23 protein-coding genes are annotated in these 22853 nt (G+C 54.1%); 18 read left to right on the top strand and 5 right to left on the bottom strand.

Going from position 1 to position 22853, the window contains the following annotated elements:
• Positions 1–197: 197 nt before the first annotated feature.
• The 7 genes from DTHIO_RS08680 to DTHIO_RS08650 all read left to right on the top strand — a co-directional run bounded on the left by DTHIO_RS08680 (position 198) and on the right by DTHIO_RS08650 (position 5383).
• Positions 198–1652, top strand: a complete 1455-nt coding sequence (locus tag DTHIO_RS08680; RefSeq protein WP_008869935.1) for a catalase — start codon at positions 198–200, stop codon at positions 1650–1652.
• Between the two features lie 118 nt (positions 1653–1770).
• Positions 1771–2796, top strand: coding sequence for a J domain-containing protein (locus DTHIO_RS08675; RefSeq protein WP_008869934.1), 1026 nt, complete (start codon positions 1771–1773; stop codon positions 2794–2796).
• Between the two features lie 40 nt (positions 2797–2836).
• Entirely contained in the window at positions 2837–3352 is a 516-nt protein-coding gene (locus DTHIO_RS08670; RefSeq protein WP_008869933.1) for a YeeE/YedE thiosulfate transporter family protein, read from the top strand.
• Entirely contained in the window at positions 3349–3876 is a 528-nt protein-coding gene (locus DTHIO_RS08665; protein WP_008869932.1) for a DUF6691 family protein, read from the top strand. The genes DTHIO_RS08670 and DTHIO_RS08665 overlap by 4 nt, the downstream gene beginning before the upstream one ends.
• A gap of 32 nt (positions 3877–3908) precedes the next feature.
• On the top strand, positions 3909–4517 hold the full coding sequence (locus DTHIO_RS08660; protein ID WP_008869931.1) for a nitroreductase family protein: 609 nt from the start codon (positions 3909–3911) through the stop codon (positions 4515–4517).
• A 204-nt stretch (positions 4518–4721) separates the two neighbouring features.
• Positions 4722–4955, top strand: a complete 234-nt coding sequence (locus DTHIO_RS08655) for a ribbon-helix-helix protein, CopG family (protein WP_008869930.1) — start codon at positions 4722–4724, stop codon at positions 4953–4955.
• Entirely contained in the window at positions 4955–5383 is a 429-nt protein-coding gene (locus DTHIO_RS08650) for a putative toxin-antitoxin system toxin component, PIN family (protein WP_008869929.1), read from the top strand. Before DTHIO_RS08655 ends, DTHIO_RS08650 begins: the two co-directional genes overlap by 1 nt.
• Before the next feature lie 93 nt (positions 5384–5476).
• Here the strand turns inward: DTHIO_RS08650 and DTHIO_RS08645 are convergent, their stop codons facing one another.
• Positions 5477–5989: a GNAT family N-acetyltransferase gene (locus DTHIO_RS08645; RefSeq protein WP_050775169.1), complete on the bottom strand. Its 513-nt coding sequence runs from the start codon at positions 5987–5989 to the stop codon at positions 5477–5479.
• A gap of 748 nt (positions 5990–6737) precedes the next feature.
• Between DTHIO_RS08645 and DTHIO_RS08640 the strand changes: the two genes are divergently transcribed.
• From DTHIO_RS08640 to DTHIO_RS08605, 8 genes are all read left to right on the top strand, one after another.
• Positions 6738–7994, top strand: a complete 1257-nt coding sequence (locus DTHIO_RS08640; protein WP_008869927.1) for an ammonium transporter — start codon at positions 6738–6740, stop codon at positions 7992–7994.
• A gap of 143 nt (positions 7995–8137) precedes the next feature.
• On the top strand, positions 8138–8476 hold the full coding sequence (locus tag DTHIO_RS08635) for a P-II family nitrogen regulator (protein ID WP_008869926.1): 339 nt from the start codon (positions 8138–8140) through the stop codon (positions 8474–8476).
• A gap of 403 nt (positions 8477–8879) precedes the next feature.
• On the top strand, positions 8880–9575 hold the full coding sequence (locus DTHIO_RS08630; protein WP_008869925.1) for a DUF1538 domain-containing protein: 696 nt from the start codon (positions 8880–8882) through the stop codon (positions 9573–9575).
• Positions 9572–10303, top strand: coding sequence for a DUF1538 domain-containing protein (locus tag DTHIO_RS08625; protein ID WP_008869924.1), 732 nt, complete (start codon positions 9572–9574; stop codon positions 10301–10303). Before DTHIO_RS08630 ends, DTHIO_RS08625 begins: the two co-directional genes overlap by 4 nt.
• Positions 10304–10308: 5 nt before the next feature.
• Entirely contained in the window at positions 10309–10656 is a 348-nt protein-coding gene (locus DTHIO_RS08620; RefSeq protein WP_008869923.1) for a P-II family nitrogen regulator, read from the top strand.
• 399 nt (positions 10657–11055) lie between these two features.
• Positions 11056–12399, top strand: a complete 1344-nt coding sequence (locus tag DTHIO_RS08615) for a glutamine synthetase family protein (RefSeq protein WP_008869922.1) — start codon at positions 11056–11058, stop codon at positions 12397–12399.
• 211 nt (positions 12400–12610) lie between these two features.
• Positions 12611–12979, top strand: coding sequence for a hypothetical protein (locus tag DTHIO_RS08610; RefSeq protein ID WP_008869921.1), 369 nt, complete (start codon positions 12611–12613; stop codon positions 12977–12979).
• Between the two features lie 4 nt (positions 12980–12983).
• Positions 12984–13340, top strand: a complete 357-nt coding sequence (locus tag DTHIO_RS08605) for a gamma-glutamylcyclotransferase family protein (RefSeq protein WP_008869920.1) — start codon at positions 12984–12986, stop codon at positions 13338–13340.
• 4 nt (positions 13341–13344) lie between these two features.
• Here the strand turns inward: DTHIO_RS08605 and DTHIO_RS08600 are convergent, their stop codons facing one another.
• The gene (locus DTHIO_RS08600; RefSeq protein WP_008869919.1) at positions 13345–14442 is read right to left on the bottom strand and encodes a GGDEF domain-containing protein; all 1098 of its coding nucleotides are present in this window, start codon (positions 14440–14442) and stop codon (positions 13345–13347) included.
• Positions 14443–14922: 480 nt separating this feature from the next.
• Between DTHIO_RS08600 and DTHIO_RS08595 the strand changes: the two genes are divergently transcribed.
• Genes DTHIO_RS08595 through DTHIO_RS08585 form a run of 3 tightly spaced genes read left to right on the top strand, consistent with a single transcriptional unit; the run spans position 14923 to position 20979 of the window.
• Entirely contained in the window at positions 14923–16620 is a 1698-nt protein-coding gene (locus DTHIO_RS08595) for a B12-binding domain-containing radical SAM protein (protein WP_008869918.1), read from the top strand.
• Between the two features lie 18 nt (positions 16621–16638).
• Entirely contained in the window at positions 16639–17766 is a 1128-nt protein-coding gene (locus tag DTHIO_RS08590) for an efflux RND transporter periplasmic adaptor subunit (RefSeq protein WP_008869917.1), read from the top strand.
• 12 nt (positions 17767–17778) lie between these two features.
• Positions 17779–20979, top strand: a complete 3201-nt coding sequence (locus DTHIO_RS08585) for an efflux RND transporter permease subunit (protein ID WP_008869916.1) — start codon at positions 17779–17781, stop codon at positions 20977–20979.
• A 189-nt stretch (positions 20980–21168) separates the two neighbouring features.
• On the opposite strand, the gene DTHIO_RS08580 is transcribed toward DTHIO_RS08585, so the two are convergent.
• From DTHIO_RS08580 to DTHIO_RS08570, 3 genes are all read right to left on the bottom strand, one after another.
• Entirely contained in the window at positions 21169–21483 is a 315-nt protein-coding gene (locus tag DTHIO_RS08580; RefSeq protein ID WP_008869915.1) for a hypothetical protein, read from the bottom strand.
• A 139-nt stretch (positions 21484–21622) separates the two neighbouring features.
• The gene (locus DTHIO_RS08575; protein ID WP_008869914.1) at positions 21623–21934 is read right to left on the bottom strand and encodes an AzlD family protein; all 312 of its coding nucleotides are present in this window, start codon (positions 21932–21934) and stop codon (positions 21623–21625) included.
• Positions 21927–22652 (bottom strand): AzlC family ABC transporter permease, encoded by a 726-nt coding sequence (locus DTHIO_RS08570; protein WP_008869913.1) that lies wholly within the window; start codon positions 22650–22652, stop codon positions 21927–21929. The genes DTHIO_RS08575 and DTHIO_RS08570 overlap by 8 nt, the downstream gene beginning before the upstream one ends.
• Positions 22653–22853 lie beyond the last annotated feature (201 nt).

The raw sequence follows: 22853 nt of genomic DNA, 5'->3' as shown, positions 1-22853 counted from the left end.
TAAGAAAGTGGATATTTGAACGAACCCCCGGCCTTAAGATGTATGAAAGAAAAGCGTTGGTGAGCAGATAAGACCGTGATGTACGTAGAAAAATGAAAATTTCAAGTTAAAGCAACATGTCGAAATGATTGAATTATATACAAACATAGTTATTTATGCTGGATTATAAACCATAAAAACGAAAAAGGAGAAACATCATGGCAGACAATCAGGGAAAACCCACAACCAATGACGCCGGAATGCCGGTATCCAGCGATGAGTTTTCATTGACTGTAGGCCCGGACGGCCCCATCCTGCTTCAGGACCATTATCTGCTGGAGCAGATGGCCAATTTCAACCGGGAAATGATCCCGGATCGCCAGCCCCATGCCAAGGGTTCCGGGGCCTTCGGGCACTTTGAGGTCACCAGTGACGTGAGCGCCTATACCAAGGCGTCATTATTCCAGCCAGGGGCCAAGACAGAGGTCCTGGCCCGCTTTTCCACCGTTGCCGGAGAGTCCGGCAGCCCGGATACCTGGCGGGACGTGCGCGGTTTTGCTGTCAAATTCTACACCCCGGAAGGCAACTACGACATGGTGGGCAACAACACTCCGGTGTTTTTTATTCGCGACCCCATGAAATTCCAGCACTTCATCCACTCCCAGAAACGCCGGGCTGACACCGGCCTGCGCTGTCACGACATGCAGTGGGACTTCTGGACCCTGTCTCCGGAATCCGCTCACCAGGTAACCATTCTCATGAGCGATCGCGGGGTGCCCAGAACCTACCGGCATATGAACGGCTACACCAGTCACACCTATATGTGGGTCAACGCCAAAGGCGAGAAGTTCTGGGTCAAATACCACTTCAAGACGGACCAGGGCATTGAGTTTCTAACAGATGAAGAAGCAGATAGAATCGCCGGCCAGGACGCCGACTACCACCGCCGGGACCTGGCCGAGGCCATTAAGCGCGGTGAAAATCCCAGCTGGACCCTCAAGGTGCAGATCATGCCCTTTGAAGACGCCAAAACCTACCGTTACAACCCCTTTGATCTGACCAAGGTCTGGCCTCACAGCGACTACCCCCTGCACGAGGTGGGACGGCTGACTTTGAACCGCAATCCGGCCGACTTTCATGCCGAGATTGAGCAGGCCGCCTTTGAGCCCAACAGCTTTGTGCCCGGCATCGGCCCCAGCCCGGATCGCATGCTTCAGGCCCGGCTTTTTTCCTATGCCGATGCTCACAGGGCCAGACTCGGGGTCAATTACAAACAGATCCCGGTCAACCGGCCCAAGGCACCGGTACACAGCTACAGCAAAGGCGGGGCCATGCGCATTGAAAACGTCTCCGATCCTGTATACGCCCCCAACTCCAAGGGCGGACCCAGCGCCGACCCAAAGCGTTATCCCGAAGAAGCCGTCTGGGAGGCCTCTGGAGAATTTATGCGCACCGCCTATACCCTGCGCAAGGATGACGACGATTTCGGCCAGCCCGGTACCCTGGTGCGCGAGGTCATGGATGAGGCCCAGCGTGAAAGGCTGGTGTCCAATGTTGTGGGACATCTCAAAAAAGGCGTCAGCGGCCCCATTCTGGAGCGGGCTCTGGAGTACTGGCGCAATATTGACAAGGATATCGGCGAGCGCATCGCCAAAGGGGTGAAAGGAAGCTGATGTCAAAGCGCCTGCGCTTTTTTCAGGCAACCCCTGACCGCTTGATGTAAAAATACGTATTGCAGCCCGCCTCAAGGGGCGAACCCACGGGGCGGGCCGCAACCAGAAGGAATATTTCGTGTATCTGGCCTGGAAAGAGCAGAACAAAAAAAGATATTACGTTATCCGCCAGTCTGTGCTCAGTCAGGGGGTGTATGTATCCAGGGATCTAATGGACCTTGGCCACGACCCGTCTGTTTTTCTTGAGTACCCCGGGGGCAGGAGCTTTTATATACACGAGCAGGTGGAGGAGCAGCTAAACGCCTCCGGCACTGCCTGGGATTACGGGGACCTGGAGGATGTATTCTGGCCTTTTGTGAGTCCGGACATAAAAAGATCCCTGCAGGGCTTCAAGTCCAGGGACGCAAGAAATGCCAGGATTCCGGAGCTTACCCACCAGGAAGACGAATTCATCCGCAACCGGCTGCACATTATTGACAAGCGCCGCTACAACTACCTGCGCCTGGGGGAACTGGACCAGTCAAAACTCACCCGTATACCCACAAAGTTCTACCGGCCACTGGCCTTCAAATCCAGGGATGAACTGGAGCATCTGTTCATAAACATGGAAGGCAGCCTCAATCCCTCTGAATACTCCCTGTATGTATATTCATTTTTCTATCTGCGCCGCTTCTTTGATGAAATCATAGCCGGGAAGATGCCCCAGGGCCTGGACCAGCACAGACTGGACCGCTTGTTTTTACAGGAAGTCTGCCGGCTGGACCGGGACGTTTCCTTCTGGAAGGGCCATGCAAGGAAAAAGGGCCTGCATAAGTATCTCAGGCGCTATGTGATCATGTATTTCGATTATCCCTTTTCTACGGGCAATATCCTGCAGGAACATATCCGGGACTTCATGGCCCGCAACCGGGCCGGGTTTGAGCAGCCCCGACCGGCCAAGAAGGAGCCGGGCATGGAGGAGGTGGGTACCATCCTGGGCATGTCCGTGCAGAAACTGAAAAAAATGTCTATGAGGGAACTCACCAGGATCTACCGCCGCCGGGCCCTGAAAATGCACCCGGACAAGGGAGGGGATCATGAGGAATTCATCAGGTTGAATGAAGCCTATCAGACCCTGCTGAAAAAGATTCGGCCAGGAACATGACCTTTTCAATTATCAAACTTTATTCAAGGAAGGAGGTAATATGCCCAAGAGTACAGCATGGAGCCCATATCTGGCCGGCGCTCTGAGCGGACTGGTGGTGATCCTGTCCGTATGGATAGCCGGTCAGTATTTCGGAGCATCCACAAGTTTTGTCAGAGCAGCAGGCATGATTGAAGGCCTCATCGCACCGGAGAGGCTGGAGCAGCTGGAATATTATGTCCAGGTGGCTCCCCAGGTTGACTGGCAGTGGATGTTTGTCACCGGAATTCTGGTGGGTTCTTTTATCGCCGCCAGAACCTCCGGCTCCTTCAAGGTGCAGTGGGTCCCGGACATGTGGCAGCAGAACTTCGGGTTCACCCCGGTCAAGCGCGGCCTCATGGCTTTTGCCGGAGGTGCCGTGGCCATGTTCGGAGCCAGAATGGCCGATGGCTGACCCAGCGGACACGGGTTGAGCGGTACGCTTCAACTTTCCGTCAGCGGCCTCATCTCCCTGATATTTTTCCTGGGTGCCGGAATCATCATGGCCAGGATTATCTATGGAGGTGCTAAATCATGAAACTTATAATAATCGGCTTAATTACCGGCATTCTGTTTGGCTTTCTGCTGCAGAAAGCCCGGGTGGTGCGCTACGACAAGCAGCTGGGCGCCCTGCGTCTTTTGGACATGACCATTATCAAATTCATGTTCAGTACCGTCCTGGTAAGCATGGTGGGAATATATCTTCTCTATGACCTGGGACAGGTGGATCTGTCCATTAAGACCACCATCATGGGAGCCAACATAATCGGGGCCATCCTTTTCGGACTGGGCTGGGGCATGCTTGGATACTGTCCAGGGACCTCTCTCGGGGCTCTTGGCGAAGGCCGTCTGGACGCTTTGTGGGGAATCCTGGGCATGATAGCCGGAGCAGCCGTATTCGCCCAAGCCTATCCAGTGCTTAAAAACACGGTCTATGCCTGGGGGGACTACGGCAAAATCACCCTGCCCCAGGTGTTGAACATCAGTCACTGGCCGGTTATCCTTGCCTTTATCATTATCGGACTTCTTCTCTTTGTCTGGTTTGAAAGAAAGGGTCTGTAATTTTGCAGACCTGAAAACAGGAGGACAAGCCTATGCAGGTACACGAGGCCATTGAAAAAAGACGCAGCATCAGAAAGTTTGCAGACGATCCCGTCTCCAGGGATGAAATCATGAAGCTTCTGGAGGCGGCCAGGCTGGCCCCTTCAGCCATGAACGCCCAGCCCTGGAGATTCAAAATCGTAGACGGCAGGGAAGACATCCAGTGGCTGTCGGGTTCCCCAACCCGGGGCCAGAAATGGGTGGCCGGAGCAGGTGCGGTGCTCATCTGCTGCGCAGACATCACCCGGTTTCTGGAGGATGCCAGGGCAGCGGTGCGTTTTCTGCGCGACAGCGCGGTTCTGCCCCCGGAAATGCAGGCCGGAGTGGAAGACTACGTGGAAAAGGCTCAAAACGCCCCCACCGAGGTGCTGCGCGGGGCAGTGGGCATGAACTGCTCCATCGCCCTGACCCATATCATGCTCCGGGCCACTGAGATGGACCTGGGCACATGTTGGATCGGCATGTACGATGAAGAGGCCCTGCGCCAGCGCTTCAACCTGCCGCAGCAGGCCGCAGTGATGGCCTTGCTGGCGGTGGGCCGGCCGGCTGAATCCCCAGAGCCCAGACCCAGAAAAGCCATGGAGGAAATCATCCTGGACTGATCATGAACAAGGCTTAATTGATAATGCTTTGTTATTGTCAAATATTACAGGTTCCGGGATTCGGTGCGATCCCGGAACTTTTTTAGTGGATTCAGAGTTTAAAAATATATTGCTGTGCTCATGTTTTTTACAATCAGTTACATCATTGACACCTTGGTGCTCTGGTGATTATATGGAAGAAAACATGCTCACCTGGAGGTAAAAATGAGCCGTTTAACCATTACCCTTGATGACGAGTTGCACCGCGCCCTAAAGGAAACATCGGCCAGGCAGGGACGCAGCATAAACAAGATAATTGAAGAAAGCCTGCATATGCGCGGTATAAAGTCCATGGATGATGCCCGGCAACTGGTGGCTCACGCACGCTCACAGGCGAACTGCAGTGAAGAAGAGGCAATGGCCCTGAGTACGGCAGAAACCCGTGCCTTTAGAAATTAATGATCAGAAGGATCTTTGTCGTTGATACCAACGTCCTGGTTGCCGGGGTCATTACTTCCAGACCTGACGCACCTACCGCCAGGCTCGTGGATGCCATGCTGGAGGGACGAATAGTTTATCTGCTGTCCCCTGAACTTCTACGGGAGTATGAACAGGTACTTATGCGCCCTGCAATAGCGCGACTGCATGGCTTAAGCAGCCCTGATATTGAAACAATACTGACTGAAATCACCGCCAACGCAATCTGGCGTGAACCGCTTGCGGATACGAAGCACTCGGCCCCGGATGCCAAGGATTCTCATATTTGGGCTCTCCTGGCCAACGAAGCTCAAGCCATTCTTATTACCGGCGACAAGCCACTCATTGACAACCCACGGCCAGGGAGTTCCGTTATTACCCCAGCCTCCTGGGTGGATCATTTTGACTAACCTCCCTGATCCCGCTTAAAAGCCATTGAGGAACTGACAGCAGGCTCCTACTATTCAATTGCAATGCAGTTATTCAGAGAAGTTTGCTTTACATCATCCTCGACTGAGACTTTTGACCATTTTGTAATCATCCATAACAAAGCCGCCGCCTATGTCCTGCACCACGGTCTCGGCGGCGGTAAACCCTTCCTGCCGGTAGAAGGCGATTGCTGCGTGGTTGTGCCTGTTCACGGTAAGCCATAAATCCTTGACCCCCATATCCCGGCAAAGCATCTCGGCAAATTCCAGAGTCTTTCTGCCCAGCCCGCAACGCCTTTTATCCTTTAGCACATATATTTTGCTCAGCTTGGCCGATGCCATTTCAGGATCGGGCTCCAGGGCCAGGTATCCGGAGTCCTCACCAGCGCTTACCACAAGGTAGTACACTGCCCCGTTTTGCAATTGGTCACTTATGGCCTCTGGACTCTGAAAATTTTTTAGCATGTACTCCACCTGCTCTATGCCTATGATGGGCGTGTAATGCTCCTGCCATATTTTTCGGGCCAACAAGGAAGTCCTTTTTATCTGTGCCTGGCTCTGTACCTTTTCAAAATTCTCAACCATCATACAACCTTTCACTTATTACGTGCACCATTCACCTGCTTCACCCTGGCAATCCAAACGTCTTGTAACATATGCATAACTGCATTGTGGTTTTCAAACCATAAAAACCTTCCCATCCAACCAGGCAGTCATAATTATGCCAAAAGCCTGCCGCCTGCAACCAGCCTTTAATAAAAATCCTGCCGGGATCACGCCGCACACAATCCTTTTTTTACAAAAAAGTATTATAGATATCACAGTGCCAGCACCTCACCTGCCTGCCCGCGAGCTGCACCCTTACCCATTTAAAGCCCTGTAAATACTGATTTTAATGAACCTGCCCCCATCAAAGCATCTCTGTTCCACCCTTTCTGCCAACTATTTTGCCTTACTTTAACTGCATTTTTTATACATCAAGGTCAACCGACAAACACCCATGCCTTGCCATGTTTACATTTTTGTACAGCAATCTTGTCACCTTTTTCTCCTTCAATCAATAAAGTCCTGAATATACAAATACTTATCCAAAACGGCACTCATATTGCTTTTAATCAACATCAGCAGTTCTTTCTTTTATTTTTATACACAAAATTATCAACCAAGGGAGGAGGTCTATGCACACCCCGAGCCGGACAGGCAAAAAGATGTACTGACTCAGGCATCACTAAGTGACAGGAAGGCTTGCCCAGATTGAGTTTCGGGCAGAACTCGATCTATTTTACAAATTTGTTTTCATGTATTGACTGCCCAGCAATCAAAGGAGGATTAGCAAGTGGAAGGTTTATTGGAACTCAGTTATGCTCTGGATACGTTTTACTTTTTGCTGTCAGGGCTGTTGGTCATGTGGATGGCTGCCGGATTTACCATGCTTGAATCCGGCCTGGTCAGATCCAAGAACACCGTTGAGATACTGACCAAGAATGTCGCCCTGTACTCCATTGCCTGCATCATGTACATGCTGGTGGGCTACAATATTATGTACGGCGATGGCAGTTCGGTGATTCCGGGCATCAGCTTTCTTATAGGCGGTGACAACACCGTGGCCCAGGTGGTGGGCGGTGGAGACGATGCTCCCTACTACTCGGATATATCCGACTTTTTCTTTCAGGTGGTCTTTGTGGCCACGGCCATGTCCATCATATCCGGTGCTGTTGCAGAACGTATGAAGCTGTGGGCTTTTCTGCTCTTTGCAGTCATACTCACAGGCGTACTGTACCCGGTTCACGGCTACTGGACCTGGGGTGGCGGATTTCTGGATGAACTGGGTTACGCTGACTACGCCGGCTCAGGCATTGTGCACATGGCCGGTGCCGCTGCAGCCCTGGCCGGTGTTATTCTTCTCGGTGCCAGAAAGGGCAAATACGGCCCCGGCGGAAAGGTAAACGCCATACCCGGTGCCAACATGCCCCTGGCAACCCTGGGAACCTTTATTCTCTGGATGGGCTGGTTCGGCTTCAACGGCGGTTCCGAGCTCAAGGTATCGGATGTTGAGTCAGCCAACGCCGTGGCCATGGTTTTCGCCAATACCAATATCGCCGCAGCCTCAGGCTTAGTGGTGGCCCTCATTGTATCCAAACTCTGGTTCGGCAAGGCTGATCTGACCATGGCCCTAAACGGTGCCCTGGCCGGACTGGTGGCCATCACTGCCGAGCCCAGCCTGCCTCCCATGATCCTGGCTTCCTTTATCGGTGCTGTGGGTGGGGCAATAGTTGTTGGCTCAATCGTGGCTTTGGACAAGTTCCTCAAGATAGACGACCCTGTGGGTGCTATATCCGTGCACGGTGTAGTAGGTGTCTGGGGCATTCTGGCAGTGCTTCTCTCCAACCCTGACGCCACCATTGGCGGGCAGCTGGCTGGAATCGGAGTTATTTTCGCATGGATGTTCGGCACAGCCTTTATAGTCTGGTATGCCATCAAGGCCATAATGGGTATCAGAGTAAGTGAGGAAGAAGAGTACGAGGGCCTGGATATGGCTGACTGCGGAATGACTGCCTACCCGGAATTCGTTGGCTCCAAGGGGACCAAATAGTACTGGCAGGGCACAAGCAGTGCTGATAAGCGGCACCCCGGGCGAGCTGGCGGGTGCCGCTACCCAGAGGACCTGAAAAAAACAATAGATAGAAGTTACCCACAATTATAAACCCTTAATACCGGCCTACAGGAGGAATACAAATGAAAAAACTGGAAATTATTACCCGGCCGTTCAAGGTTGAAGCAGTCAAAGAAGCACTGGCGGGTATGGGCATAAAAGGCATGACCCTCACCGACGTCAAGGGCTTCGGACGACAGATGGGGCACAAGGAGATATACCGCGGAGCGGAATACGACGTGGACTTTCTGCCCAAGGTGAAAATTGAAGTCATCCTGGATGATGCCAATGTGGACCAGGCCGTGGAGGCCGCCATAAAGGCGGCCAGGACCGACAAGGTGGGCGACGGCAAGATATTCGTCTACAGTGTGGAAAACGCCATCCGCATCAGGACCGGAGAGTCCGGAGACGAAGCCATCTGATTCAACCCTCAAGAACCCAAAGGCCCGGGCACTCGCTTATTTCGGTACTTCCCGGGCCTTCTGCCCGCCCCGGAAAATTTACAGGCCTTTTCCAGGTTGCAAAAAAAATGGATCCGGCCCCTCCTTAAATGACAATAAAGGAAAAGGCCTGTAAACCCTCACCATCTACTGTTCACCCCCCGGTCTCTTCAAATCGCCCTCTCGCTCCCTCTCTTCTTCCCTTCTTCTCCAGATACCGGTGCAAAACGTCCCTGAATAGCACTTCAGCGAAACTTACAAAATAGAATATCGTATCTCAATTGGGGACAGGCACCCCGCACCCCCATGCCCCATGCCCCATGCCTTCTTCCCTGTCCTGTATATTCCAGTTGAAAATATCCCTTCTTTAATGTAAAAAGAACCCATGACCAGTGAATTCAAGGAAGGACTTATTGAGGTAGTTCAGGCGGTGCTGCCCATAACCGCAGTGGTAATCCTGCTGCAGGTGCTGCTTATCTCCATGCCCTGGGAAGAATTCGCCCGTTTTCTCATCGGGGTCCTTTTCGTCATGTCCGGCCTGCTGCTCTTTCTGCAGGGAGTCAAGATAGGTCTTCTGCCCATGGGCGAAGCCATCGGCGCAGAGCTGCCCAAGCACGGCTCGCTTATCTTTCTTCTCTTTTTCGCCTTCATTCTGGGCTATGCCGTAACCATGGCCGAACCCGATGTATGGGTCCTGGCCGGATATGTGGACACGGTCTCCGAAGGAATGGTCAGCCGGTACATCCTGGTGCTTTTCGTGGCTCTGGGAGTGGCCATTTTCGTCACCCTGGCCATGCTGCGTATTGTTTTAAACATACCCATCGCCTATATCTTCGCCGGTGGATACACTCTGATCCTGATTCTGTCCTACTTCACCCCTACTGATTTTGTGCCCATTTCCTTCGATGCCGGAGGGGTGACCACAGGACCGGTTACAGTGCCTTTTATCCTGGCTCTGGGCCTGGGTGTTACGGCTGTTCTTGGAGGAAAATCCTCCTTTAATGACGGTTTCGGACTAATCGGCCTGGCCTCCATTGGACCTGTTTTAAGCGTTATGATTCTGGGGATAATTTACTCATGACCTCGCTTATCCTTGAATTTCTGGACGTAAGTCATGTCCTGGTCAATGTGCTCATGGCTGTTGGCCCGCTTCTGGCTTTTTTTATATTTTTTCAGTTCGCCTATCTCCAACTGGACCGCCAGTATGTCATCAACCTGTTCAAAGGTGTTGTGCTGGCCATTGCCGGACTGACCCTTTTTCTTCAGGGTGTGGAGGTCGGCTTTATGCCGGTGGGCGCTGAGATGGGCGAGATAATGAACAACTTTGAAAACCTCTGGATCCTGATCCCCATCGGATTTGTCCTGGGCCTGGTAGCCACTATTGCCGAGCCAGCAGTCCGTATCCTGTGCTACAATGTCGAAAGGGCCTCCGCCGGCAGTCTGGGCCAGATGTTTATGCTCATAACCCTTTCCCTGGGAGTGGGTGTCTTTGTGGCCATGGGCATGGGTAAAATCATTTTCGGGTTTTCCATCTACTACATCCTGCTGCCCGGCTATATTCTGGCCCTTTTAATGATGAAGCTGAGCGAGCAGTCCTTTATATCCATTGCCTTTGACGCCGGGGGCGTGGCCACCGGTCCCATGACGGTGACTTTTGTAATGGCCATCGCTCTGGGTCTTGCCGAAGCCATGGAAGGCAGAAGCGCCATACACGATGGTTTCGGCCTCATTGCCCTGGTGGCTCTGGCCCCCATCTTATCAGTAATGACCGTGGGAGTATTTCTAAACCTAAAGACCAGGAGGAAATGACCGGCATGGATAATTTTGATCTCATAGTCACTATTGTAAACAAAAATACAAGCGAACCCCTGATCAAGGCCTCCAAAAAAGCCGGGGCAGAAGGCGGCACCATTATCTACGGCCGCGGTACAGGTATCCGGGAAACCAAGACATTGCTGGGCATACCCATCCAGCCGGAAAAAGAAATCATTCTGACCATAGTTTCCCAGGACATCTCAGAAAAAGTGCATCAGGCTATCATGGACGCCGGCCACTTAGACAAGCCCGGGGCAGGCATATCCTTTGTTGTGGAGCTCAAAAAAGTATCCGGAATATGTCACCTGTGCACTCTGGACCAGGCCCCGGACAAGCAGGAGGACTGAGCCGGGTTCGCCGGCAGCACTTTTCCCGGGCAATGCTTTTGTTTGCCCACAAGAGTACTGTGCCGCGGGCAGGGCATTTCTTGCATGGCCTGCCTCCCTGGTGTGCTACGCAGCACATTCATGTTCAAACCTTTTTCCAGCCCTCCCCCTTTTTGAGAAAAAACTCTGTCTCCTGTTTGCAAAAACCTTCAACTCCTCTTTTTTGACAAAATTGCAAACCAGCCCCTGCAATACACCCCCGCACCTTACAAAACTGTAAACACCTGTACCCCCAGCCTGGGCACCTCTGCCCCCTTCCACACATAACACTTCGAAATAAAAGAACAAAAATTACTTGGCCCGAATAATGTAATATCACGGGGAAAGCTTAATGCAAAACACTATTTAAGGAGGCACAAAATGGATGTACCAGTTTTTAATTGCAAAAATCCCGATGATGTTATCAAGGCGGTCAAGGAGTATGATGTAAGCTTTATCCAGTTCTGGTTTGTGGATGTTCTGGGGACACTCAAGAGTTTTCAGGTCACCCCCAGCGAGCTGGATGCAGCATTTGACGAGGGCATGGGCTTTGACGGATCATCTATCGAGGGCTTTTCCAGGATACACGAAAGCGACATGGTAGCCATCCCGGATCCCTGCACCTTTCAGATGGTCTCCTGGCGTCCCGCGGAAAAGCCCGTGGCCCGGATGTTCTGCGACATCAAAAACCCGGACCTTACTCCTTATGAGGGAGACAGCCGCTATGTCCTGAAAAGAGTTCTCAAGAGAGCTGCAGAAAAGGGTTACGACTTTTTTGTCGGTCCCGAGCTCGAGTTTTTCCTTTTCGAGGACTCCACCGCTCCCAAGGGGATAGATGTGGGCGGATACTTCGACGCACCTCCCCTGGACCGGGCCAACGACATCCGCAGGGATATCATATTCGCCCTGAACAAGATGGGTATCCAGGTGGAATACAGCCATCACGAGGTGGCCCCCAGTCAGCACGAAATCGACCTGCGCTACCAGGAGGCCCTGAAGATGGCTGATCAGGCCATAACCTACCGGGTTATCGTCAAGGAGATCGCCCGCAAGCACGGCTGCTACGCCACTTTCATGCCCAAGCCCCTGTTCGGGGAAAACGGAAGCGGCATGCATGTGCACCAGTCGCTTTTCAAAAACGGCAAAAACGCCTTTTATGATCCCAAAGGTGAGTTCAACCTGAGCTCCGACGGCAAGAGCTATATTGCCGGCCTGTTAACCCACGCCAAGGAACTTACAGCCGTGTGCAACCAGTGGGTCAACTCCTACAAAAGGCTGGTTCCCGGATATGAGGCCCCGGTATACGTGGCCTGGGCCAGGCGCAACCGTTCCTCCCTGGTAAGGGTGCCCATGTACAAGCCGGGCAAGGAAGAGGCCACCCGCGTAGAGCTTCGCTCCCCGGACCCGGCCTGCAACCTGTACCTGGCTTTCGCCTCCATGCTGGCCGCCGGACTGGAAGGCATGGAAGCAGGCTACTCCCTGCCCGCGCCGGTGGAAGAGGACATCTTTGAAATGAACGTCCAGGAGAGGGCCAAACACGGCATCGACAGCCTGCCCGGCAGCCTGCACGAAGCTGTAAACGAGCTGTCCAAGAGTTCAGTCATCCGCGAGGCCCTGGGTGATCATATCTTCAACAAGTTTGTTGAAAACAAGATCATCGAATGGGACAATTACCGCATTCAGATCACCGAGTACGAGTTGAATAAATATCTGCCGGTATTGTAAATCTGCATAAATACCTCTGCAACCTCCAAACCCCTGTACACCCTGTGGGCCGCAGCATCCCGTCCCACCTCACCAGGCAAACACCCCGGCCCACAGGGATACAGGACACGTTGCAGCCGAAAGACAACAGAAGACCACGCTGGTCATGCTGTAAAGCCTGGCAGGAAATGGTGGCAAAAAGAAAAATCACACAGTCTTTAGGGAGGCAGACATGCCATACAACTGGGGACCCAATTTCATTGTACCTACAGATGTCCTGGAGAGCTATTCAGGCAAGGTTCTTCTACGCGAAGACCTGGACAAGGAACTCTTGCGCCAGGAGTTATCGGAACTGGGCATTCAGGGCTCAGTGGTCCAGATAGCCAACCCCTGGTACTTTCGCAAGAAGGGGCACAACTCCTGGATAAAGATAGGCGAATCCAGAGACGAAGCCGGCAATTTTCCGGTCCGCTGGGACACAACCCACCTGGAAAACGGACGCTACGAGGTCATGGGCTTTATGCATGTCTATGTGGAGAAGGAAGGAATACAGACAGTGATAGCCCGGAGCAATACAGTGGAAATCAGCATAGAGAACTGAGTTTATGGAATACGTATTCGTATACGGCACGTTAAGGAAGGGCTGCTCCAACCATCACCTGCTTAAAGACGCCAGGGATATTGGGCCGGCCAGAACCAGTGAAGACTATGCCCTTTACGTTCACGATTACCCTTATACAGTCAAAAGCGAAGCGGTAGGCCCCATCCGAGGAGAGGTCTACCTGGTGGACGGTCGCGGCCTGGACAGGCTGGACAGGCTGGAAAACCATCCCCACTGGTATGTACGCGAAAAAAAGCCTGTGCAACTGGATGAAGGCCGGGAGGTACAGGCCTGGATCTACTTCTTCCCGGAACCCAGGGGACACTTGGTAAAAAGCGGGGACTTCGTGTATATGTCCTGAGGGGTTAAGCTTCGGCCACAATCAGATTACGCCCGGATGATTTTGCTTTGTAAAGCAGGTTGTCGGCCCTGGAAAGGACAGTATCGACACTGTCCTTCTCCCTTAGTTCCGTTACCCCGAAAGACATGGTAAGATTAATGCCGGCCACCTGTCTTGAAGCAATCGCACAGCGACAGCGCTCAGCCAGTTCCTTTGCTTCCTGCATATCAATCTCCGGGGCGACTATGAGAAACTCCTCTCCCCCCCAACGGGCCACCAGATCCGTCTCCCGCAAAGAGTTTCGAAGTATCCGGCCCAGTTCCACAAGCACCATGTCCCCTCTGCTATGTCCATATTTGTCATTGACCTGCTTGAATAAGTCCACATCGGCCATAATTACCGAGACTTTCCTGCCATATCGCCTGTTAGCGTAGGCCTGCTTTTCCAGAAAATCTTCCGCCGCCCTGCGGTTGGCCAGGCCTGTAAGCATGTCGGTAGAGGCCAGTTCCTGCAGGGAGTTGTTCCAGATCAGAGCGTCACGGTACTTGTCGCGCAAAGTTGTTGCTGCGGCCGCCAGCCCCAGCAGCAGTCCCAGAAAAAGATGTATCCTGGCCAAGTATATGAGCGCCTGCCCGGAAACTTCCTGATCCTGCAGTTCCCCGGCTATACCAGTTGCGGCAATGCTTATGGAGGCAAGAATAACCAGTGTGCCGGCAATAATTCCTTTCTTGTGGTCCAGCATAACGAATCCGCCCACGATGAGAACGCCCACGGACCAGTAGTGCCCTCCAGCCAGCATCAGCAGGTGATCGTCCAGCTCGCCCCCCAAATGAAAGTGCCAGGCCAGACGGCCCAAAATCATTGCTGACACGGCTGTGAACATGACCGCTTCCAGCTGCTGCAGGGGAAAGCTCCGCCGCCAGACAAAAAAAAGCATCAAAGCCAGCACCAGCGCGAAAAATGGGTACAGCACCAGGATAAAAAGGTCGTCAGGCTCCCGGATAATCCAGCTCAGCAGAAAAATGAGCACGCCACAGGCCAGGGCCACCATATAGGCCAGCCGCTTTCTTTTTTCCAGGCGCTCCATCTCCCTCTGGGCCTGGTTTTTTACTTCCTCCGGCATGTTATCCTTCCGGCGGTTGTTGGACAATTTGCAGTAACATCTTCAAGTGTATAACTTGGGCAACGCTGGTTGACAAGCCCATATATCTTGGTACTATATCGTGATAAAATACAGGGATAACACTACAGCGAAACTTATTTTATTGAACTCCGGGGACAGTACCGCACTTATTTTTCCAACGCCAACAGCTGAAAATTGTTCATCAGAAAAAATAAGTGCGGTACTGTCCCCGGGCCGATTGAGGCATCCCCTGAATGGTTACAAGTAACAAAATTTGACTGGGATAAAGGCAGCTCACCTAAGAACGTTGAGTAACCATTAGAGCATGACCATAATCATAGCTCGTCAGGATGGCCAACCTTCTATCCTGCCTTCATGGATAATTTTTTTTCGTGAAAGCTGATCACTTGCTCTGCACGCAAAGTTTAGCTGTAGTGTTATGTATTTCGGATTTTGGATTAAGGGATCAGGACTGCCTTTATGAAAATTATGCTCATATATCCCCGCTGCCTGGAGCCCAGGTCCCATGAGCTCTTTAGCGAAGACGCCGGCGTGACCCCCATCGGGCTTTATTATCTCGGAGCGCTTTTGAAATCCCGGGGGCACCAGGTGGAAATCCTCAACTGGTACCAGCTGGAGCAGACTGACCGGGATATCCGGGACATGCTTCTGGAAAAAAATCCGGACCTGGTGGGATTTTCCATTGTAAATGCCAACCGCCTGGGAGCAACAGACACAGCCGCCCTGGTCAAGGAGATCCTTCCCGGAACCGTAACCGTTCTGGGAGGCATAGGGGCCACTTTTCTATGGGAGCATCTGCTTAAGCATTACCCCCAGATAGATTACGTCCTCCTGGGAGAAGGCGAATTTTCCCTGCTCCAGCTGGTATCCAGGCTGGAAAGCAGGGACCATAGCAACCTGGAAGACCTCAAGGGCCTGGCTTTCAGGCGGGGAGAAGAGACCGTGTGCACCGGTTTTCCGGAACCCATCCAGGACCTGGACCAGCTGCCCTCTCCAGCCAGGTATTTCACCTTCCAGCACCTGGTCTCCTCCCGGGGCTGTCCCTCCAACTGCTCCTTCTGCGGGTCCCCGGAGTTCTGGGGACGCAAGGTCAGGTTTCACTCCCCGGCATACTTCGTGGACATGCTCCAGGAGCTTTACAAAAAAGGCGTAACCTTTTTCTTTTTCTCCGACGACACCTTCACCCTGAAACCGGAGCGGGTCATTGAGATCTGCCGGCTGATAATAAACCGGGGGCTTAAAATTTCCTGGTTCGCCATTTCCCGGGTGAACTGCGTGGATGAAGAAATGCTCACCTGGATGCGCAGGGCCGGATGCATCCAGATAAGCTACGGCATCGAAAGCGGTTCTCCGAAAATCAGAAAAGCTCTGAACAAAAAAACAGGCAATCAGGAGATTCAGACTGCCTTTGAGCAGACTGTGGCCTGCGGCATCCTGGCCCGGGCCTACTTCATCTACGGCTCCCCGGGTGAGACCCGTGAAACCATCCGGGAAAGCATGGACTTAATGGAGCGTATAAAGCCCTTGAGCGCTGTTTTTTATATCTTAGAGATGTTTCCGGGCACTGCCCTGTACCGGGAGCTTCAGCAAAAAAGCACACTGACCGATGATTTCTGGCTGGAAAAAGTGGAGCACATCAAATATTTTGAAACCGATCCCTACATGACCCCGGAAATGGTCCTGGAGTTCGGGCGGATGCTTCGCACCTGCTACTACCAGACCCTGCCCCGGGCCGCCCGGGAGATAAAGCTAAAAGACGAGCCCGGGCTTTATCCCCTGCATGCGGATTTTCTGTCCAGGCTGGGCATGACCTTCAGCCATGGTGACTATTCAGCTATCCAGGAAATCCCGGACAAAGAAAAGACAGCCGAACTTCTGTTTGAAAAATCCCTTGCCTGGTACCCCAATGAAAGGGCATATCTGGGACTTAGCATAATCAGACAGAAACAGGGCAGACACAGGCAGGCCTACCAGTGCCTCGGCCAGGGCCTGAAACATTTCCCCGGCAGTGAAAACCTGGCAGCCTGCCAGTGCATAAGCTGCATGAACCTGGGCCTGTTCCAGGAAGCCCTGGAACATACAGACAGATTCCCGGACTCCTCCCAGATGCAGCAGTTCCGGCAGGCCTGCGTCCAGGCCCTGGCGGGCAGAACATAGGCATACAGGAACACCTGCATGAAAACAGTTCCAGGATTACGGAAAAAGAACTCTTTTGTGAGCCTGGCCTTCCTGGCAGCCCTGACTCTTTTGTCCTGGCCTGGCCTGGACCTGAATACGCCCGCCGCCCAGGAGCCGGACGTCTTTGAGGCCAAAAAATTCCAGGTGACCAACTACTACCAGGCAGCAGGGACCATCCGCCCCTGGCAGGAACCGGTTCTAAGCGCCCAGGTGCAGGCCAGGGTCAAAGAAGTCCTGGTGGCTCCCGGGGATATGGTAGAGTCCGGGGACCTCTTGATACGCTTAGAACAGGATGAATTCAAAAGCAGGCTGGAGCAGGCCCGCCTGGATCTCGAGGGTGCACAAGCCTCCATCCAGCGCATCCGCCGGGAGATAGACGAGGCCGGAGCCCTTCTGGAGGAGACCGGGCCGCAGTTTGAGCGCATGAAACGCCTGCACGGACAGGACGTGGCCACCCAGCAGGAGCTGGACCAGGCCGCATCAAAGTATTTCCAGGCCAGGGCCGGGCATGAGCAGGCTTTGATGGCTCTTCAGGAGGCCGCATATTCCAGGGACGCCCTGCAGGAAAAAATAAGTGAACTCCAGGTGGTCCTGGACTACACCAGCATCCGGGCCCCGGCCCGGGCCCAGGTGGTGCGCAAAATGGTCGATGCAGGCGACCTGGCCGCCCCGGACAAACCTTTGCTAAAACTTCAGACCAGGCACCTCCTGCGCCTGGAGGCCCATGTGCCGGAACGGCTGATTTCCCGGGTCAGCCTGGGGGACGTATTCGATATCCGGGTGGATGCCCTGGATAAAAAAATCTCCGGCCGGGCCGCCGAGATTGATCCGGCTGCCGATGCGGATTCACGCAGCTTTCTGGTCAAGCTGGGCATCGAGGCCGGCCCGGACCTTTACCCCGGCATGTTTGCCCGCATGCTTATCCCTGTGGAGACTGAAGAGATGTTGATGGTGCCTGAAAGCGCCGTACGCATGATCGGCCAGCTGGCAACCGTGCAGGTGGTTGAAAACCAGCAGAAGCAGACCAGGCACGTGCGCCTGGGACGCACTGTGAATCAACGGGTGGAAGTGCTTTCCGGGTTGTCCGCCGGGGAAAAAGTCAAGCTGCAGCACCTGAGTCCATAACCCTGGAAATTTATGCCCAGTCCTCCGGATAATTCCAGAATCGCCTCCTTTGTAGGGCCGTTTTTATCCTCCTATCCGGCTCCTATCCTTCTTTTCCTGGCCCTGGCCCTGGGCGCTTTGGCCATCACCGTCACTCCGCGCGAAGAAGAGCCCCAGATAGTGGTTCCCATGGCCGACGTCATCGTGGATGTCCCGGGTGCCGGCCCCGGAGAGGTGGAAAAACTGGTGGCTACCCGCCTGGAAGAGCTTTTATGGCAGGTGCAGGGAGTAGAATACGTCTACTCCACTTCCAGGAGGGACCAGGCCGTGGTCACGGTACGTTTTTTCGTGGGCCAGGACCTGGAAGACGCCCTGGTCAGACTGCACAACCAGATCATCATGCACCAGGACCAGGTCCCGTCCATGGTCCAGGATTGGATTGTAAAGCCGGTAAGCATTGATGATGTTCCCATTTTGAACCTGACCCTGTTTTCTAATGAGAGAAGTGACTATGAACTAAGGCGCATCGGCAGCGAACTCCTGGCCAGACTCTCTGAGGTGGAAAACGTCTCCCGTTCGCAGATTTTCGGCGGGCGTCCAAGGCAGGTGCAGGTGGAGATGGACCCCCAGGCCATGTCCGGGCGGGGGATCTCGCCTGTGCACATCCAGAAGGCCCTGGAAGAGGCCGACTTTGCCCGGACCCTGGGGGACTTTTCCCGGGATAATCTGCAATTCCAGGTCCTGGGGGATGCGCATCTAAGGACCGCTCAGCAGGTGCAGAGGCTGGTGGTGGGCATGCATGAGGACCGCCCGGTTTACTTAGAGGACGTGGCCCGGGTGCGCGACGGACCGGCCGAGCCTGAGAGCTACACCAGACTGGGCATGTCCGGGAGCTACATGCAGGAAAAGGGCCTGGTCGGACCTTTTTCCATGCCTGCCGTGACCCTGGCCCTGGCCAAAAAGCAGGGCACCAATGCCGTGCAGGTGGCTGACAGTATCCTGGAGCGGATGCAAAAACTTGAAGGGCTTATCCTGCCGGAAGACGTAGAGGTGGAAGTCACCCGCAACTACGGCCGCACCGCCCAGGAAAAGGTCAGCGAACTCTTCAGGTCCCTTTTCTTCGCCGTGGCCACTGTGGTCCTGGTGCTCACCCTGACCCTGGGCTGGAGACCGGCCCTGGTGGTGGGCCTGGCCATCCCGGTGAGCTTTTCCCTGGCCCTTTTCGGCAGTTATCTTCTGGGATACACCATCAACAGAGTCACCCTGTTCGCCCTTATCCTGTCCCTGGGGCTGGTGGTGGATGATCCCATCACCAACGTGGACAATGTCAAGCGCCACATGGGCCTGGGGGGCAAAAGCCCCGGAAATGCCGTCCTGGCCGGGGTCAGCGAGGTGGTGGTGCCGGTGGTCATGTCCACCCTGGCCATAATCGCCTGCTTTCTGCCCCTGTTCTTCATTACCGGCATGATGGGTCCCTACATGGCTCCCATGGCCGCCAATGTCCCCATGACTGTGATTTTCTCCACCCTGTGCGCCGTGACCATAGTGCCCTGGCTCTGTCACCGTTTCCTGAGCCGCCCGGGGATTAAAAAAGGCGGTACTGGTCAGCAGGGGGTGCCGCACTGGATAATGAAAGGCTACCGCGGCCTCATGACACCCTTTTTGCAATCCAGGTGGATGCGCCGGGGGCTTTTTTTGCTGGTCACAGTCCTGATCCTGGCGGCCCTGGCCCTGGTCCTGCTGCGCATGGTGCCTTTGAAGATGCTCCCCTTCGACAACAAGGATGAATTCCAGGTGGTTATAAATATGCCCGAGGGGACCACGCTGGAACATACCGATGCCGTGGTCCGCGACTTTGAGGACTATCTCTCCCGGGTGCCGGAAATCACTACCTATACCACCTACACCGGCAAGGCCTCACCCATGGACTTCAATGCCATGGTCAGGGGATATTATGCCCGACAGGACCCTCACCAGGCGGATATCCGCATCAATCTCAAGCCCAGGCAGAAGCGCGACAAGTCAAGTCACACCCTGGTTCTCTCCCTGCGCCGGGACCTGGAGGACCTGGCCCGCAAACACGGGGCCGCCATGGAACTGGTGGAAGTCCCGCCGGGACCACCGGTCATGGCCACCATAGCGGCGGAAGTCTATCCGGACCCGGACCGGACCTATGCCGAGACCATAGATGCGGCCCGGCATGTCCAAAACATCATGATCCAGGAAGAATTTGTCCGGGACGTGGACATAAGCGCACAGGCCAGGCATAAGAGACTGGATTTCGTTCTGGACCGGGAAAAGGCCTCCCTGCACGGCCTTGATGCCCGGGACGTGCTTGGAGCCCTGGGGCTTTACATCGGCGGGTCAAAGCCTGCTGCCCTGCACAGCCCCTATGAACGCGAGACCGTGCACATCCGCATGAAGCTTCCCTTAGAAAAACGCTCCGGCATCAACAACCTGCAGCAGCTGCACGTCATTGCCGGAAACGGCAGCGCAGTTGCCCTGAAGGAATTAGGCAGGTTTGAAAAAAAACCGGTGGAGCAGCCCATCCTGCACAAAAACCTGCGCCGTGTGGTTTATGTAACCGCTGAGATGGCCGGGCAGCCTCCGGGGGAGGCGGTTTTGGACATGAAATCCAGGCTCAGTGAAGACCCGCTGCCCCAGGGGTTCAGCGTACAATGGAGGGGCGAAGGCGAATGGAAGATCACCATAGACGTGTTCCGGGACCTGGGCCTGGCCTTCGGATTCGCCCTGCTGGCCATTTATGTCCTGCTGATATTGCAGACCGGGTCCCTGAGCCTGCCCCTTTTGATCATGTCCGCCATCCCCCTGACCTTGACCGGGATCATGCCCGGCTTCTTTCTGCTCAACCTCATCACCGGCAAGGAGGTGGACGGATTTGCCGACCCGGTCTTTTTTACAGCCACGGCCATGATCGGTATGATCGCCCTGGGGGGGATAGTTATCCGCAACTCCCTGGTCCTGATAGACTTTATCCGCTCCGCCCTGAATCGGGGGGAGGACCTCAAAGAGGCCATCCTGCAAAGCGGTGCCGTAAGGCTGAGACCCATCGTGCTCACGGCCCTGACCACGGCCATAGGGGTCTGGCCCATCACCCTGGACCCGGTCTTTTCCGGGCTGGCCTGGGCCCTTATCTTCGGGCTCATATCCTCCACGGTGTTCACCCTGGTCCTGGTCCCGGTGACCTTTTACCTGCTTTACCGGGAAAAATAGCTCAGGATTGTAAGCATTCAGGGGGTACTCAGTTGTAGTTCATTGTACTCACGCCTTTGGCGTGACTGGGGACTGTCCCCGCTAAGTACTATCTAAGCAGGCTCACACAACTTTGTGCTTTGTCATATTTTATTCGTGCAGGAAAGGTGTCGCGGGGACTGTCCCCTGGCCGGCTCCCTGAATGGTTACTCAGGATTTATTTTCCAGGTTTTCCAGGCGCTTCATGAGATCCTGCACCACAGGCACATCTTCCAGGTTGACATTATTGAAAAACTCGCCTGATCCCTTGCAGTTTTTGCACTTCATCTCCCGGGGCTCGTAGCGTCCGAAACTCAGAAGGCCCTTTTCAATCAAAAGCTGGTTGTAGTCCTGCTTGCTCAGGTTCTTGAGGTAGTCCTCCCCTACTTCTTCAATAAGTTCCGTCCAGAGGGGATTTTCAACTTTACCGTGTCCATGGCACTTGTCACAGGTGGCGATCTTTTGAATCAGGTAGCGCTCGTTCATGTCTAACTCTCCCTTTTGATTTTATTGAGTTCAGCCTTATTCCCTGGCCAGAAAGCCTGTGGCGGGGACAAATTTCTATAATAACCTCCGGAAGTCAAATCAAATCTGCAGCAGATCAAAAGTTAAGTGAGAAACGCCCTTAGAATACAAAGGCTCTAAGCGCGGATACGCATAAAAGCCCGGCCAGAAGAGAGAGCAGGAGATTGCGGGTGCAGGCTGCGGCAGCCACGGTGACAGCTGCGGAAATAAACTCGGCCGGACCCTTGTCCGCCAGGCTGGGGACGATTATGGCCACCAGGATGGAGGCCGGGACATGATTTAAAAAGGCCCTGACCCGCGGGGTCGGTGTAATCCTGCTGACTACGAAAAGCCCGCCGGCCCGGGTAAAATAGGTGACCAGGGTCATGAGCAAAATGGTGACGGCAAAAAGCAGATCAAAGTTTTCAAGCATCCCTCAATGCTCCCACAATCCCTCCGGCCAGACCTCCCAGAATAATATACCATTTTCCCGGGAAGAGCATGAAGGCAATCCAGGCGACTGCTCCGGCCACCAGCCATACCGGAATCTGGGATCTGCCCCTCCAGAAGAAGATGAGCAGGGCGATGAATACCGCGGTAAAGGCAAAATCCAGGCCCAGTACTGCCGGATCTGCAAAATATCTGTCCACAAGGGAGGACATGGTGGCCCCGACCCCGGTGGAAGCGTTCCAGAACATATAGATGCAAAGTCCCGCCCCCAGGAGAAAGCCGGCGTCTTTTTTGCCTTCGGCCATTTCCCTGACCGACAGGGCCCAGGATTCATCTGTCATGAAAAAAACGCTAAGATAAGATCTGGACGGGGGCAGACGCACCAGCCAGTCCCGCATGGCCGCCCCCATGAGCAGGTGCCTGAGATTGACGGCCAGGGTCGTGGCTGTAATGGCCAGGACAGGCAGGTGGGCAGACCAGAGCTCCAGGGCCATGAGCTGGGAGGCCCCGGCAAAAACAGTCAGGCTCATGATCTGGGCCTGCAGTGGAGACATGCCCGCCTGCACCGCCAGCACTCCAAAGACCAGGCCGTAGGCAAAAACCCCCAACCCCAGTGGAATACACTTCATGAACCCCCGGGCCATGCCCCTGCGGGTGAGTACAACCGGTTCTTTATATGTTGTCTGGTCAGAGTCGTGCATCAGCTGTCCTGAAGGATTGCAAAAGAAAACTCTATCGCCCCAGGGAGGCGATAGAGTAACTGCTGTTTATCTTTGCCCAGGCAGGCGGCAATGTCAATGCACCCATTGTCAGGCAGGCATTATCTGTCCCTGCCAGTCCTGACCTGCAGCGCCTGATCCACATCATTCTGTCCGGCATGATTTTTATCTTTTCAGCAAAAA

It is taken from the genome of Desulfonatronospira thiodismutans ASO3-1 (assembly GCF_000174435.1).
GTDB classification, from domain to species: domain Bacteria; phylum Desulfobacterota; class Desulfovibrionia; order Desulfovibrionales; family Desulfonatronovibrionaceae; genus Desulfonatronospira; species Desulfonatronospira thiodismutans.
The sequence above is the reverse complement of the archived record's forward strand: the minus strand, read 5'-3'. Positions and strand labels throughout refer to the sequence as shown.